Source organism: Pseudomonas sp. HS6-2, from assembly GCF_049325675.2.
GTDB lineage: Bacteria > Pseudomonadota > Gammaproteobacteria > Pseudomonadales > Pseudomonadaceae > Aquipseudomonas > Aquipseudomonas putida_N.
Genome location: NZ_CM143906.1, coordinates 4,973,500 through 4,986,736 on the forward strand (window position 1 = coordinate 4,973,500; position 13,237 = coordinate 4,986,736).

Below are 13,237 nucleotides of genomic sequence, written 5' to 3' on the forward strand. Positions count from 1 at the left end.
GAAGACGACCAGGACGGTCAGGGCGGCAGCGGCTCGCGCCACCCGATGGCCGAGCGCTTCCGCGGCTATCTGCCAGTCGTGGTGGATGTCGAGACCGGCGGCTTCAACAGCGCCACCGACGCCCTGCTGGAAATCGCCGCCGTGACCATCGGCATGGACGAGAAAGGTTTCCTGTTCCCCGAGCACACCTACTTCTTCCGAGTAGAACCGTTCGAAGGGGCCAACATCGAGCCGGCCGCGCTGGAGTTCACCGGCATCAAGCTGGACCACCCGCTGCGCATGGCGGTGAGCGAGGAAAGCGCACTCACCGACATCTTCCGCGGCGTGCGCAAGGCACTGAAGGCCAACGGCTGCAAACGGGCGATCCTGGTCGGCCACAACAGCAGCTTCGACCTTGGTTTCCTCAATGCGGCGGTAACGCGTAACGATATCAAGCGTAACCCGTTCCACCCGTTCTCCAGCTTCGACACCGCGACTCTTGCGGGCCTGGCCTACGGCCAGACCGTGCTGGCGCGGGCCTGCCAGAGCGCCGACATCGACTTCGACGGCCGTGAGGCGCACTCGGCGCGTTACGACACCGAGAAGACCGCCGAGCTGTTCTGCGGCATCGTCAACCGCTGGAAGGAAATGGGCGGCTGGCGCGACTTCAACGACTGAGTCGAAATGCTGGAGCCGCTGTGCGACCCCAGCATCCAGGCACAAAAAAACCGGCCACATGGGCCGGTTTTTTTGTGCGCGTGGCAATTACAGCTTGCCAGCGTTCTCGCTCAGGTAAGCAGCAACGCCTTCTGGCGAAGCGGTCATGCCCTGGTCGCCTTTCTTCCAGTTGGCAGGGCAGACTTCGCCGTGCTCTTCGTGGAATTGCAGGGCGTCAACCAGACGCAGCAGTTCGTCCATGTTACGGCCCAGTGGCAGGTCGTTGACGATCTGCGAACGAACTACACCGTTGGTGTCGATCAGGAAGGCGCCACGGAAGGCTACGCCGCCTTCGGACTCGACGTCGTAGGCCTTGCAGATTTCGTGGGTGATGTCGGCCGCCAGGGTGTACTTGACCTGGCCAATACCGCCGGCGTTGACCGGGGTGTTACGCCATGCGTTGTGGGTGAAGTGCGAGTCGATCGAAACGCCGATCACTTCAACGTTGCGCGCCTGGAAGTCAGGGATGCGGTTGTCCAGGGCGATCAGCTCGGACGGGCAGACGAAGGTAAAGTCCAGTGGGTAGAAGAACACCAGGCCGTACTTGCCCTTGATGGCCGAGGCCAGGTTGAAGCTGTCGACGATTTCGCCATTGCCCAGGACGGCTGGGACGGTGAAGTCGGGGGCTTGTTTGCCAACGAGTACGCTCATTGTAATCTCCTGATGAGGGTGAAGAACCGTTTGCCGGGCCAAGGCAGGCTTGCCCGACATCCAACAAAGGCTGACCATCATACACGGCTTGTGGTGACAGGCCGAATGCAACCGTCGGTCGCTCAAGCACGGGCCTTTCAGAAAGTCCTTTGACAAGCATTCTCATTAACATTAAGCTCCAACCCATCGACTCAACCCGCGATGGTCAGCCCTTATGTATGTGTGTCTTTGTGTCGGCGTTACCGACGGACAGATCCGCGATGCGATCTATGAAGGATGCTGCAGTTACAAGGAAGTCCGAGCTGCGACCAATGTCGCCAGCCAGTGTGGCAAATGTGCCTGCCTGGCCAAGCAGGTGGTCCGCGAAACCCTCACCGAATTGCAGGTGAGCCAGCACGCCGCCCTGCCCTATCCGGTGGAATTTACTGCTGCCTGATATTACAGAATTCGATGAACCGGACCTCGTGTCCGGTTTTTTTATGCCTGAATATCAATAAGTTAGCGTACCAACGCGGTTCACAAACATTCTTATTCCTATTAATTTTCACTTATTATTCAAACACTTAGGTTTGACACCCCACAGTTACAGGCTCAAACTTCCCTGCATTGGCACACTTCTACAGGGCAGGAACCCGACATGAAAGGCGACGTAAGCGTCATCCAGCATCTCAACAAGATCCTCGGAAACGAGCTGGTCGCGATCAACCAGTACTTCCTGCACGCGCGCATGTACGAAGATTGGGGCCTGAACAAGCTCGGCAAGCACGAGTACAAAGAATCCATCGACGAGATGAAGCACGCTGACAAGCTGATCAAGCGTATTCTCTTCCTCGAAGGCATTCCCAACGTTCAGGACCTGGGCAAGCTGCTGATTGGCGAGCACACCAAAGAGATGCTCGAGTGCGACCTGAAGATCGAACAGAAAGGCCTGGTCGACCTCAAAGCCGCCATCGCCCACTGCGAAACCGCCGGCGACTTCGGCTCGCGTGACATGCTCGAAGACATCCTCGAGTCCGAGGAAGAGCACATCGACTGGCTGGAGACCCAGCTGGGCCTGATCGACAAGATCGGCATCGAGAATTACCTGCAGTCGCAGATGGGCGAAGAATAAGATTCTCGCCCCATGAAAAAACCCGCCTTGAGCGGGTTTTTTCATGGCTGCCTGATAATCAGGCTTCGGAAGCCTTGGCCTTGGCGGCGGCGTCCTTGATCAGGGTCTGCAGCTCACCCTTCTCGAACATTTCCAGCATGATGTCGCTACCGCCAACCAGCTCGCCGGCTACCCACAGTTGCGGGAAGGTCGGCCAGTTGGCGTATTTTGGCAGGTTGGCGCGGATTTCCGGGTTCTGCAGGATGTCGACGTAGGCGAACTTCTCGCCGCAACCCATCACAGCTTGCGATGCCTTGGCCGAGAACCCGCACTGCGGGGCATTCGGCGAGCCTTTCATGTAAAGCAGAATGGTGTTGTTGGCAATCTGCTCTTTGATCGTATCGATGATATCCATGTAGCACCTCAGCTGAACTTTCCGACGCGGTCGTCGGCACGGTGACGCATTGTATCGGAAAGCCGAGCAGCATGCTCGGCCTTACCGTTGCTCATGCGGCCTCGACCTGCACAGGCACGCCATTGAGCGCAGCATTACCGGAAACCGCGTCGCGCAGGCGCTCATCCGTAAGGTCGTTGGCACTGACACCCGCCTGCGCCTGGGCAACCTGCAGCTGCACACCCTCGCGACCATGGCCGAAGCCATGGGGTAGGCTGACCACCCCAGGCATCATGTCTTCACAGGCCAGCACCTCGACCTCCAGCATGCCGGTACGCGAGCGGATACGCACCCGCTGCCCATCCTGCAACTGCCGTTGCTGCAGGTCCTGCGGGTGCATCAGCAGTTGGTGGCGCGGCTTGCCTTTGACCAGGCGATGGAAGTTGTGCATCCACGAATTGTTACTGCGCACGTGACGGCGACCGATCAGCAGCAACTCCCCCGGCACAGGAGGTTCCTGCAGGGCCAACCGCTGCAGGTCATCCAGCAGCACCTGCGGCGCCGCCTCGACGGTTTTGCTGGCGGTTGCCAGACGAGTCGCCAGGTTGGCACGCAGCGGCCCCAGGTCGAGTCCGTGAGGGTGCTCGTCCAGCGCCTGCAGCGAGAGCTTCCAGGCGCTGGCTTCGCCATAGCGCCCCTTGCGCAGAGCCAGGTCGATCATCTGTGCTGGCGGCCAGGTCGGTTTCAGTTCCAGCTCGGCACGCTTGGCGAGCGCCTGCGCGAGGCCGACGAAAATCTCCCAGTCGTGCAGGGCGCCCTCGGGCTTGGCCAGGATGGCACGATTGAAACGGGTCACATTGCGTACGGCCAGCAGGTTGAAGGTGCTGTCGTAATGGTCGTTCTCCAGCGCCGAAGTCGAAGGCAGGATCAGGTCGGCGTGGCGGGTGGTTTCATTGATATAGAGGTCGATGCTGAGCATGAACTCCAGCCCGTCCAGGGCCGCATCCAGCTGCCGACCATTGGGCGTGGACAGCACCGGATTGCCGGCAACCGTCACCAGGGCGCGCACCTGGCCCTCTCCCGGGGTCAGCATCTCCTCGGCCAGGGCCGCCACCGGCAGTTCGCCAGCGTACTCCGGCAAGCCCGAAACCCGGCTCTGCCAGGCATTGAAATGGCCACCTGACGTGGTCGCCACCAGATCGACCGCAGGCTCGGTACACAGCGCCCCACCCTCTCGATCAAGGTTGCCGGTCACCAGGTTGATCAGTTGCACCAGCCAGTGACACAGCGTGCCGAACGTCTGGGTCGAAACGCCCATGCGCCCATAGCAGACTGCCTTGTCTGCAGCAGCGAAATCCCGCGCCAGCTGGCGTATCTGGGTGGCGGCAACGCCGCAGTGTGCACTCATCGCCTCTGCGCTGAACGGCAGGATCGCTTCGCGAATGTGCTGCAGGCCGCTGACCGGCAAATGCGAACCTCGCGCGAGGTCTTCATCAAACAGGGTGTTGAGCAGGCCACACAGCAAAGCTGCATCGCCACCGGGCCGGATGAACAGATGGCGATCGGCCATGGCGGCGGTTTCGCTGCGCCGGGGATCGACCACCACCAGGCGCCCTCCTCGCCCGCGCAGGGCTTTCAAGCGCTTTTCCACGTCGGGTACGGTCATGATGCTGCCATTGGAGGCCAGCGGATTGCCGCCGAGGATGAGCATGAAGTCGGTGTGGTCGATATCCGGAATCGGCAACAGCAGGCCGTGGCCGTACATCAAGTGGCTGGTCAGGTGCTGCGGCAACTGGTCGACCGAGGTGGCGGAGAAGCGGTTTCGGGTCTTGAGCAGGCCGAGGAAGTAATTGCTGTGGGTCATCAGCCCATAGTTGTGGACGCTGGGGTTGCCTTGATAGACCGCCACGGCATTGCGCCCGTAGGCCTGCTGAACTGCCCACAGCTTTTCGGCAGCCAAGGCAAAAGCCTCGTCCCAGCCGATCGGTTGCCACTTGCGCCCTACCCGACGGTGGGGCTGGCGCAGGCGGTCCGGGTCGTTCTGGATGTCCTGCAGGGCCACCGCCTTGGGGCAAATATGACCCCGACTGAAAGGGTCATCAGGGTCGCCCTTGATCGAGCTGATCAGCGCCCGCCCGTCGTCTTCGTGGCTGACTTCTATGTTCAAGCCGCAGATCGCTTCGCACAGGTGACAGGCACGGTGATGCAGGGTCTTGGTCATGGCTGCCTCTGCCTCGTTGTCGTAAGGAGTCGTCGAGCAATGACTATGCGCCGCAGCCCTAGCGGCTGCCAGCGCGCTTCGCGCCGTGAATCCCGCGACATCAGGCGCACGATTCGCGACAGCCATTTGCCAAATTGCCAGCAAGCCGTGTACAACCTTCTGTAGCAAATAAAAAACAGCACGGGCGCAAGGGATACGACACCCTTTGCAACATCTTAAGAACGAGCTGCTGTTTCCCCTCTTGGTTTCAGGCGACATTTAATTATAGTATTGCGCCTTCCCCCATTTCGTCCGCCCCGTGCGGCTTACGCCGCAGGTCACTCCCGTTGTCAAAAAAAACCATACGGTCGACCTGCATACCGTTGCAGATAAGGTAGTCAATCATGAGCGCTAGGCACTTTCTCTCCCTGCTGGATTTCACCACCGACGAATTGCTCGGTGTGATCCGCCGAGGCATCGAGCTGAAGGACCTGCGCAAGCGCGGCGTGCTGTTCGAGCCCCTGAAGAACCGCGTGCTGGGCATGATCTTCGAGAAGTCCTCGACCCGTACCCGTGTGTCGTTCGAAGCCGGCATGATCCAGCTCGGTGGCCAGGCAATCTTCCTCTCGCCTCGGGACACCCAGCTGGGCCGCGGCGAGCCGATCGGTGACAGCGCCATCGTGCTGTCGAGCATGCTCGACGTAGTGATGATCCGTACCCACGCCCATAGCACCCTGACCGAATTTGCCGCCAAATCCCGCGTGCCGGTGATCAACGCCCTGTCCGACGAATCGCACCCCTGCCAGTTGCTGGCAGACATGCAGACCTTCCTCGAGCACCGCGGCTCGATCCAGGGCAAGACCGTGGCCTGGATCGGCGACGGCTTCAACATGTGCAACTCGTACATCGAAGCGGCCAAGCAGTTCGACTTCCAACTGCGCATCGCCTGCCCGGAAGGCTATGAGCCCGATCCACGCTTCATGGCTCTGGGTGGCGATCACGTGCAGATCATCCGCGATCCGCAGGAAGCTGTGCGTGGCGCACACCTGGTGACCACGGATGTCTGGACTTCCATGGGTCAGGAAGAGGAAACTGCACGGCGCCTTGCGCATTTCGCGCCTTACCAGGTCACCCGCGCACTGCTCGACCTGGCGGCACCCGACGCCCTGTTCATGCACTGCCTGCCCGCCCACCGGGGCGAGGAAATCAGCCATGACCTGCTCGACGACCCTCGTTCGGTCGCTTGGGACCAGGCTGAAAACCGCTTGCATGCACAGAAGGCCCTTCTCGAATTCCTTGTCGAACCGGCTTACCACCACGCATGAGTCAACCCCTACTGCTCAACCTGCGCAACCTCGCCTGCGGCTACGGCGAGCAGCGCATCGTCCAGAACCTCAACCTGCACCTGAACGCAGGCGACATCGGTTGCCTGCTGGGCTCATCGGGTTGCGGCAAGACCACCACCCTGCGCGCCATCGCCGGTTTCGAGCCAGTGCACGAAGGTGAAATCCAGCTGGCCGGCGAGGTCATCTCCCGCGCCGGCTTCACCCTGGCCCCGGAGAAGCGCCGGATCGGCATGGTGTTTCAGGACTACGCCCTGTTCCCGCACCTGACCGTGGCGCAGAACATCGCCTTCGGCATCGCCAAGCACCCTAACCAGGCGCAGGTGATCGAAGAGATGCTCGAACTGGTCAAGCTTGGCGGCCTCGGTGGGCGCTACCCGCACGAGCTGTCGGGTGGCCAGCAACAGCGTGTCGCCCTGGCGCGCGCGCTGGCACCTGAGCCACAACTGCTGCTGCTCGACGAACCGTTCTCCAACCTCGACGTGGAACTGCGCCGGCGCCTCAGCCACGAAGTGCGCGACATCCTCAAGAGCCGCGGTACCAGTGCGATCCTGGTGACCCATGACCAGGAAGAGGCGTTTGCCGTCAGCGATCACGTCGGTGTGTTCAAGGAAGGCCGGCTGGAGCAGTGGGATACGCCCTATAACCTGTATCACGAACCGCAGACGCCGTTCGTGGCCAGTTTCGTCGGCCAGGGTTACTTCATCCGCGGCCAGATGAGCAGCCATGAGGCGGTCAATACCGAGTTGGGCGAGCTGCGTGGCAACCGTGCCTACACCATGGCGCCAGGCAGCTCGGTGGATGTGCTGTTGCGCCCCGATGACATCGTGTCAGCCCCGAGCAGCGCGCTGCAAGCGAACATCGTCGGCAAGAGCTTCCTCGGTGCATCGACGCTGTACCGTTTGCAGTTGCCCACTGGCAGCCAGCTCGAAGCGATCTTCCCGAGCCATATCGACCACCAGCTGGGTGAGGAGGTGGGGATTGCGGTGAAGGCCGACCACCTGGTGCTGTTCCCGGTGCCCGGCAGTGTCGCGACGCAGTCGGCGCGCCAGGAGAACGGGGTTCGCCGCTACAGCTCGGCGACCTGATTCAAGATTTTGGGGCTGCTTTGCAGCCCCGGCAATCTCAACCTCTACCAATCCCGGCAAATTTGCCCTGGGTATGCTCGGCCAGCACCGTCGCCGCCAACTCGACCTCCAGCCCCCGCCGTCCAGCGCTGACATGGATGGTTGCAAAATTCTGCGCAGAATCATCAATGAAGGTGCGCAGGCGCTTCTTCTGCCCCAAAGGGCTGATCCCACCCACCAGATAGCCCGTCGCCCGCTGAGCCGCTGCCGGGTCGGCCATTTCGCACTTCTTCACGCCTGCCGCATGGGCCAGCGCCTTGAGGTCCAGCGTCCCTACTACCGGCACCACCGCCACCAGCAACTCGCCCTTCTCGCTGCTCGCCAGCAAGGTCTTGAACACCTGCTGTGGCTCGAGGCCGAGTTTTTCCGCTGCCTCAAGCCCATATGACGCCGACTTGGGGTCATGTTCATAACTATGCACGCGATGTTCAGCGCGGGCTCTTTTCAACAGGTCGAGTGCGGGGGTCATGCAGTGCTCCGGTCTGGGACAGGTCGCGGCTACTTTAGGGCAATTCCTCCATCCCAGCCAGCCAATGGCTGACGCAGCCCTCTACGACGGGCATCAGCCTTTGAAACAGGCGACCAAAACGTGACTACCCGTTCACTTTCGACCTTTGACATCAGCGTTTCTTGTCTATATTTTTTCGTTTCTGAATAAATGGTGCCCTTTTTAGGTGCGCTTCTTAACACCCGCCTGGGGTCAATGGGGATAGACACCAGGCTTTGCTGTCGAGCGCTTCGCGCCTCACAACAAAAACAACGAGGTCATACATGACGACTGCTCTACGCGAACCCACACTGTCCAGCCAATGCCTGGCCGAGTTTCTCGGCACCGCCTTGCTGATTTTCTTCGGCACCGGTTGCGTTGCCGCGCTAAAGGTCGCTGGCGCCAGCTTCGGCCTCTGGGAAATCAGCATCATCTGGGGTGTCGGCGTCAGCATGGCGATCTACCTCACCGCTGGCATTTCCGGCGCGCACCTGAACCCGGCCGTGAGCATCGCGCTCACCCTGTTCGCCGGCTTCGACAAGCGCAAGCTGCCGTTCTATGCACTCGCCCAGGTCTGCGGTGCATTTTGTGGCGCCGCACTCGTTTACACGCTCTACAGCAACCTGTTCTTCGATTTCGAACAGGCCCACGCCATGCTGCGTGGCAGCACCGAAAGCCTGGAACTGGCCTCGGTATTCTCGACGTATCCGCACCCGTCGCTGTCCACTGGCCAGGCGTTCCTGGTCGAAGTGGTGATCACCGCGATCCTGATGGCCGTGATCATGGCCCTGACCGATGACAACAACGGCCTGCCGCGCGGCGCCATGGCCCCGCTGCTGATTGGCCTGTTGATCGCCGTGATTGGCAGTGCCATGGGCCCGCTGACCGGTTTTGCGATGAACCCGGCCCGCGATTTCGGCCCCAAATTGATGACCTTCCTGGCTGGCTGGGGCGAAATCGCCTTCACTGGCGGTCGGGACATTCCGTATTTCCTGGTTCCGATGTTCGCACCGATCCTCGGCGCTTGCCTGGGGGCTGCGACCTATCGCGGCCTGATCGGCCGCAACCTGCCGACGGCGCAAAACACAAGCGCCGAGAAAACCGACAATCGCCAGGGCGATACCCAAGCCAGCTGATGCTGACGCCCTGAACTCCTCTTTATGCAAGGCCTACGACCATGACAGACACCCAGGATAAGAACTACATCATCGCCCTGGACCAGGGCACCACCAGCTCGCGGGCGATCATCTTCGACCGCGATGCCAATGTGGTCGGCACCTCGCAGCGCGAGTTCGCCCAACACTACCCGCAAGCTGGCTGGGTCGAGCATGACCCGATGGAGATCTTCGCCACCCAGAGCGCGACCATGGTCGAGGCCCTGGCCCAGGCCGGTATCAGCCATGCCCAGGTTGCCGCACTGGGCATCACCAACCAGCGTGAAACCACCGTGGTGTGGGACAAGGAAACCGGCCGCCCGGTGTACAACGCCATCGTCTGGCAGTGCCGCCGCAGCACCGAGATCTGTGCCCAGCTCAAGCGTGATGGCCATGAAGACTACATCCGCGAAGCCACCGGCCTGGTCACCGACCCGTACTTCTCCGGCACCAAGCTGAAGTGGATCCTCGACAATGTCGAAGGTGCCCGCGAACGCGCCGAGCGCGGCGAGCTGCTGTTCGGCACCATCGATACCTGGCTGATCTGGAAGTTCTCCGGCGGCAAGGTGCATGTCACCGACTACACCAACGCCTCGCGCACGCTTATGTTCAACATCCACAGCCTGCAGTGGGACGACAAACTGCTGGAAATCCTCGGCATCCCGCGGCAGATGCTGCCTGAAGTGCGCTCGTCATCGGAAGTGTACGGCCATACCAAGAGCGGCATCGCCATCGCCGGTATCGCCGGCGACCAGCAGTCGGCGCTGTTCGGCCAGATGTGCGTGGAACCGGGCCAGGCCAAGAATACCTATGGCACCGGCTGCTTCCTGCTGATGAATACCGGCGACAAGGCAGTGAACTCCTCCCACGGCCTGCTCACCACCATTGCCTGCGGCCCGCGCGGCGAGGTGGCCTATGCCCTGGAAGGCGCGGTCTTCAACGGTGGCTCCACCGTGCAGTGGCTGCGTGACGAGCTGAAAATCGTCAACGATGCGCTGGATACGGAGTACTTCGCCAGCAAGGTCAAGGACAGCAACGGCGTGTACCTGGTGCCCGCCTTCACCGGCCTGGGGGCACCGTACTGGGACCCATATGCCCGTGGCGCGCTGTTCGGCCTGACCCGTGGCGTGAAGGTCGATCACATCATTCGCGCCGCGCTGGAATCGATCGCCTACCAGACCCGCGACGTGCTCGACGCCATGCAGCAGGACTGCGGCGAACGTCTGTCGGAGCTGCGCGTTGACGGCGGTGCGGTGGCCAACAACTTCCTCATGCAGTTCCAGGCCGACATCCTCGGCACCTGCGTTGAGCGCCCGAAAATGCGCGAGACCACCGCCCTCGGCGCCGCATACCTGGCAGGCCTGGCCTGTGGCTTCTGGAGCGGCCTGGAAGAGCTGCGCGACAAGGCAATCATCGAGCGCGAGTTCAGCCCACAGCTGGATGAGGCGCAAAAAGAGAAGCTCTATGCCGGCTGGAAGAAGGCCGTCGACCGCACCCGTGACTGGGAAGATCACGAGGCGTAACACACAAGGGGGCCGCGATGCGGCCCCCATCGTCTACTGGCCGTAGTCCCCATCCTACGGCATCATTGCAGAATTTGTCCGGCAGCCCCAAAGGACCGCCCATGAATCTGCCCCCACGCCAACAACAAATCCTCGAACTGGTGCGCGACCGCGGCTACGTCAGTATCGAAGAAATGGCGCAGCTGTTCGTCGTCACGCCACAAACCATCCGCCGCGACATCAACCAACTCGCCGAGCTCAATCTGCTGCGCCGCTACCACGGCGGTGCTGCCTATGACTCGAGCATCGAGAACACCGCCTACGCCATGCGCGCCGACCAGATGCGCGACGAGAAGCAGCGTATTGCCGAAGCCATTGCGCTGCAGATTCCCGACCATGCGTCGCTGTTCATCAACATCGGTACCACTACCGAATCGATAGCCCGGGCACTGCTCAACCACAATCACCTCAAAGTCATCACCAACAACCTTCACGTGGCCGCAATCCTCGCGGCCAAGGACGATTTCGAAGTGCTGGTAGCCGGTGGCACGGTACGCCGCGATGGCGGCGTGGTTGGCCAGGCCAGCGTCGACTTCATCAACCAGTTCAAGGTCGATTTCGCCCTGGTCGGCATCAGCGGCATCGATGAAGACGGCAGCCTGCTCGATTTCGATTATCAGGAAGTACGGGTTTCCCAGGCGATCATCGCCAATGCGCGCCAGGTGGTGCTTGCCGCCGACTCCAGCAAGTTCGGGCGCAACGCCATGGTACGCCTCGGCTCAATCAGCCTGGTCGATTGCCTGGTGACCGACCAGGCACCTACCCCTGCCCTCACCCAACTGCTGAACCAGTACAAGATCCGCCTCGAGGTGGTCTGACCCCGCGACGGGCCTTCAACAGGCCCGTGATTTTCGTAAATGTTCACTTTATTGTCATCTGATCAGTTTTTTCTATAAAGACTGACTGGCGACCGGCTTTCTGTTGCGCTAGTATTTTCGAAAACGAACATTAATGTTCATATTCGATGTGAACAGCCCCAGGAGGCCTTGCCCGTGTCCCAGCCCGTTTCGTCCCAGTCCCCAGTCGCCGACTGCTACGACCTCGCCGTGATCGGCGGTGGCATCAATGGTGTGGGCATCGCTGCAGACGCCGCCGGCCGTGGCCTCAAGGTATTCCTCTGTGAGAAGGACGACTTGGCCCGGCACACCTCGTCGGCCAGCAGCAAATTGATCCACGGTGGCCTGCGCTACCTGGAACACTACGAATTCCGCCTGGTGCGTGAGGCGCTGGCCGAGCGTGAAGTGCTGCTGGCCAAGGCCCCGCACATCGTCAAGCCAATGCGCTTCGTGCTGCCTCACCGCCCGCACCTGCGTCCGACCTGGATGATCCGTGCCGGCCTGTTTCTGTACGATCACCTGGGCAAACGCAAGCGCCTGGGGGCCTCGCGCAGCCTGCGCTTCGGCCCGGGCTACCCGCTCAAGCCGGCGATCACCCGCGGTTTCGAATACGCTGACTGCGCGGTGGACGACGCCCGTCTGGTGGTGCTGAACGCCATGGCGGCACGTGAACACGGCGCGCACATCCGCACCCGTACCCGCTGCCTGCGCGCCGAGCGCGTAGATGGCCTGTGGCAAGTGGAGTTGCAGCACGCCGATGGCAGCCTGCAGAGCATTCGTGCCCGCGCCTTGGTCAATGCCGCCGGCCCATGGGTCGCCAGCTTCATCAAGGACGACCTCAAGCTTGATGCTCCTTACGGCATTCGCCTGATCCAGGGCAGCCATATCATCGTGCCGCGCCTGTACGAAGGCGAACACGCCTACATCTTGCAAAACGAAGACCAGCGCATCGTCTTCTGCATCCCGTATCTGGACCGCTTCACGCTGATCGGCACCACCGACCGCGAGTACAGCGGCGACCCGGCCATGGTGACGATCACCGAACAGGAAACCGACTATCTGCTGAAAGTCGTCAATGCCCACTTCAATCACCAGATCAGCCGCAGCGATATCCTTCATACTTACTCTGGCGTTCGCCCACTGTGCAACGACGAGTCGGACAACCCCTCGGCGGTCACCCGCGATTACACCTTGGCGCTGTCTGCCGGTGAAGGCCAGGCGCCATTGCTCTCGGTATTCGGTGGCAAGCTGACCACCTACCGCAAGCTGGCGGAATCGGCCATGGGCGAACTCAAGCCCTTCTTCACCCAGATGCGCGGAAGCTGGACCGCTGACGCTGCGTTGCCCGGGGGCGAGAACATGACCACAGCCCAGGCCCTGAGCGATGCCATTCTGGCGCGGTGCGGATGGTTGCCCGTGGATATTGCCAAACGCTGGGCGGTTACCTACGGCAGCCGCGTCTGGCGCTTGCTCGATGGCGTGCATGGCCCCGAAGATCTGGGCCAGCCGATTGGCGGCGGCTTGTTCGGTCGCGAAGTCGAATACCTGTGCAATGAAGAATGGGCGTGCGACGCCGAAGACATCCTGTGGCGCCGCACCAAGCTGGGGTTGTTCACCAGCGATAGCGAACAGCAGGTGCTGAGGGACTACCTCAAGCAGCGTGAGCACGATCAGGCTCGCACCCAGGCTGCCTGAAC

General features: G+C 61.4%; 13 protein-coding genes. 9 read left to right on the forward strand and 4 right to left on the reverse strand.

The annotated features are described in order from the left end of the window. The first annotated feature begins 45 nt into the window (after positions 1-45). The gene (gene rnt, locus ACOKS3_RS23250) at positions 46-657 is read left to right on the forward strand and encodes a ribonuclease T (protein WP_371922801.1); all 612 of its coding nucleotides are present in this window, start codon (positions 46-48) and stop codon (positions 655-657) included. 87 nt (positions 658-744) lie between these two features. Here rnt and ACOKS3_RS23255 read toward each other — a convergent pair whose 3' ends face one another. Next, positions 745-1,347: a peroxiredoxin gene (locus ACOKS3_RS23255; RefSeq protein ID WP_027918971.1), complete on the reverse strand. Its 603-nt coding sequence runs from the start codon at positions 1,345-1,347 to the stop codon at positions 745-747. 214 nt (positions 1,348-1,561) lie between these two features. Between ACOKS3_RS23255 and ACOKS3_RS23260 the strand changes: the two genes are divergently transcribed. Both ACOKS3_RS23260 and bfr read left to right on the forward strand, forming a co-directional pair. Then, positions 1,562-1,783, forward strand: a complete 222-nt coding sequence (locus ACOKS3_RS23260) for a bacterioferritin-associated ferredoxin (RefSeq protein ID WP_027918972.1) — start codon at positions 1,562-1,564, stop codon at positions 1,781-1,783. 201 nt (positions 1,784-1,984) lie between these two features. Then, positions 1,985-2,458: a bacterioferritin gene (gene bfr, locus ACOKS3_RS23265; protein WP_003258014.1), complete on the forward strand. Its 474-nt coding sequence runs from the start codon at positions 1,985-1,987 to the stop codon at positions 2,456-2,458. A 58-nt stretch (positions 2,459-2,516) separates the two neighbouring features. Here bfr and grxD read toward each other — a convergent pair whose 3' ends face one another. Next, positions 2,517-2,852, reverse strand: a complete 336-nt coding sequence (gene grxD, locus ACOKS3_RS23270) for a Grx4 family monothiol glutaredoxin (protein ID WP_103449407.1) — start codon at positions 2,850-2,852, stop codon at positions 2,517-2,519. Positions 2,853-2,943: 91 nt separating this feature from the next. Further along, positions 2,944-5,052 carry a molybdopterin-dependent oxidoreductase gene (locus ACOKS3_RS23275; protein WP_422764496.1) on the reverse strand — a complete coding sequence of 703 codons (2,109 nt, stop codon included), beginning with the start codon at positions 5,050-5,052 and terminating at the stop codon, positions 2,944-2,946. A 383-nt stretch (positions 5,053-5,435) separates the two neighbouring features. Between ACOKS3_RS23275 and argF the strand changes: the two genes are divergently transcribed. Together argF and ACOKS3_RS23285 are read left to right on the forward strand one after the other, a co-directional pair. Continuing rightward, the gene (gene argF, locus ACOKS3_RS23280) at positions 5,436-6,356 is read left to right on the forward strand and encodes an ornithine carbamoyltransferase (RefSeq protein WP_060512706.1); all 921 of its coding nucleotides are present in this window, start codon (positions 5,436-5,438) and stop codon (positions 6,354-6,356) included. Further along, on the forward strand, positions 6,353-7,462 hold the full coding sequence (locus tag ACOKS3_RS23285) for an ABC transporter ATP-binding protein (protein ID WP_422764497.1): 1,110 nt from the start codon (positions 6,353-6,355) through the stop codon (positions 7,460-7,462). The genes argF and ACOKS3_RS23285 overlap by 4 nt, the downstream gene beginning before the upstream one ends. A gap of 37 nt (positions 7,463-7,499) precedes the next feature. On the opposite strand, the gene ybaK is transcribed toward ACOKS3_RS23285, so the two are convergent. Next, the gene (gene ybaK / locus ACOKS3_RS23290; RefSeq protein WP_103449404.1) at positions 7,500-7,970 is read right to left on the reverse strand and encodes a Cys-tRNA(Pro) deacylase; all 471 of its coding nucleotides are present in this window, start codon (positions 7,968-7,970) and stop codon (positions 7,500-7,502) included. Between the two features lie 302 nt (positions 7,971-8,272). On the opposite strand from ybaK, the gene ACOKS3_RS23295 reads away from it, so the two are divergent. The 4 genes from ACOKS3_RS23295 to glpD all read left to right on the forward strand — a co-directional run bounded on the left by ACOKS3_RS23295 (position 8,273) and on the right by glpD (position 13,235). Continuing rightward, positions 8,273-9,124 (forward strand): MIP/aquaporin family protein, encoded by an 852-nt coding sequence (locus tag ACOKS3_RS23295; RefSeq protein ID WP_103449403.1) that lies wholly within the window; start codon positions 8,273-8,275, stop codon positions 9,122-9,124. A 41-nt stretch (positions 9,125-9,165) separates the two neighbouring features. After that, positions 9,166-10,665 (forward strand): glycerol kinase GlpK, encoded by a 1,500-nt coding sequence (gene glpK, locus ACOKS3_RS23300; protein WP_103449402.1) that lies wholly within the window; start codon positions 9,166-9,168, stop codon positions 10,663-10,665. A 101-nt stretch (positions 10,666-10,766) separates the two neighbouring features. Then, complete coding sequence (gene glpR / locus ACOKS3_RS23305; RefSeq protein WP_422764498.1) at positions 10,767-11,522, forward strand: DNA-binding transcriptional repressor GlpR; 756 nt, start codon at positions 10,767-10,769, stop codon at positions 11,520-11,522. Between the two features lie 174 nt (positions 11,523-11,696). After that, entirely contained in the window at positions 11,697-13,235 is a 1,539-nt protein-coding gene (gene glpD / locus ACOKS3_RS23310) for a glycerol-3-phosphate dehydrogenase (protein WP_103449400.1), read from the forward strand. Positions 13,236-13,237 lie beyond the last annotated feature (2 nt).

Bases quoted from the DNA above. Each gene is read 5' to 3' on its own strand.
- rnt (WP_371922801.1), top strand. From the start codon at position 46: ATGGCCGAGCGCTTCCGCGGCTATCTGCCAGTCGTGGTGGATGTCGAG.
- ACOKS3_RS23255 (WP_027918971.1), bottom strand. From the start codon at position 1,347: ATGAGCGTACTCGTTGGCAAACAAGCCCCCGACTTCACCGTCCCAGCC.
- ACOKS3_RS23260 (WP_027918972.1), top strand. From the start codon at position 1,562: ATGTATGTGTGTCTTTGTGTCGGCGTTACCGACGGACAGATCCGCGAT.
- bfr (WP_003258014.1), top strand. From the start codon at position 1,985: ATGAAAGGCGACGTAAGCGTCATCCAGCATCTCAACAAGATCCTCGGA.
- grxD (WP_103449407.1), bottom strand. From the start codon at position 2,852: ATGGATATCATCGATACGATCAAAGAGCAGATTGCCAACAACACCATT.
- ACOKS3_RS23275 (WP_422764496.1), bottom strand. From the start codon at position 5,052: ATGACCAAGACCCTGCATCACCGTGCCTGTCACCTGTGCGAAGCGATC.
- argF (WP_060512706.1), top strand. From the start codon at position 5,436: ATGAGCGCTAGGCACTTTCTCTCCCTGCTGGATTTCACCACCGACGAA.
- ACOKS3_RS23285 (WP_422764497.1), top strand. From the start codon at position 6,353: ATGAGTCAACCCCTACTGCTCAACCTGCGCAACCTCGCCTGCGGCTAC.
- ybaK (WP_103449404.1), bottom strand. From the start codon at position 7,970: ATGACCCCCGCACTCGACCTGTTGAAAAGAGCCCGCGCTGAACATCGC.
- ACOKS3_RS23295 (WP_103449403.1), top strand. From the start codon at position 8,273: ATGACGACTGCTCTACGCGAACCCACACTGTCCAGCCAATGCCTGGCC.
- glpK (WP_103449402.1), top strand. From the start codon at position 9,166: ATGACAGACACCCAGGATAAGAACTACATCATCGCCCTGGACCAGGGC.
- glpR (WP_422764498.1), top strand. From the start codon at position 10,767: ATGAATCTGCCCCCACGCCAACAACAAATCCTCGAACTGGTGCGCGAC.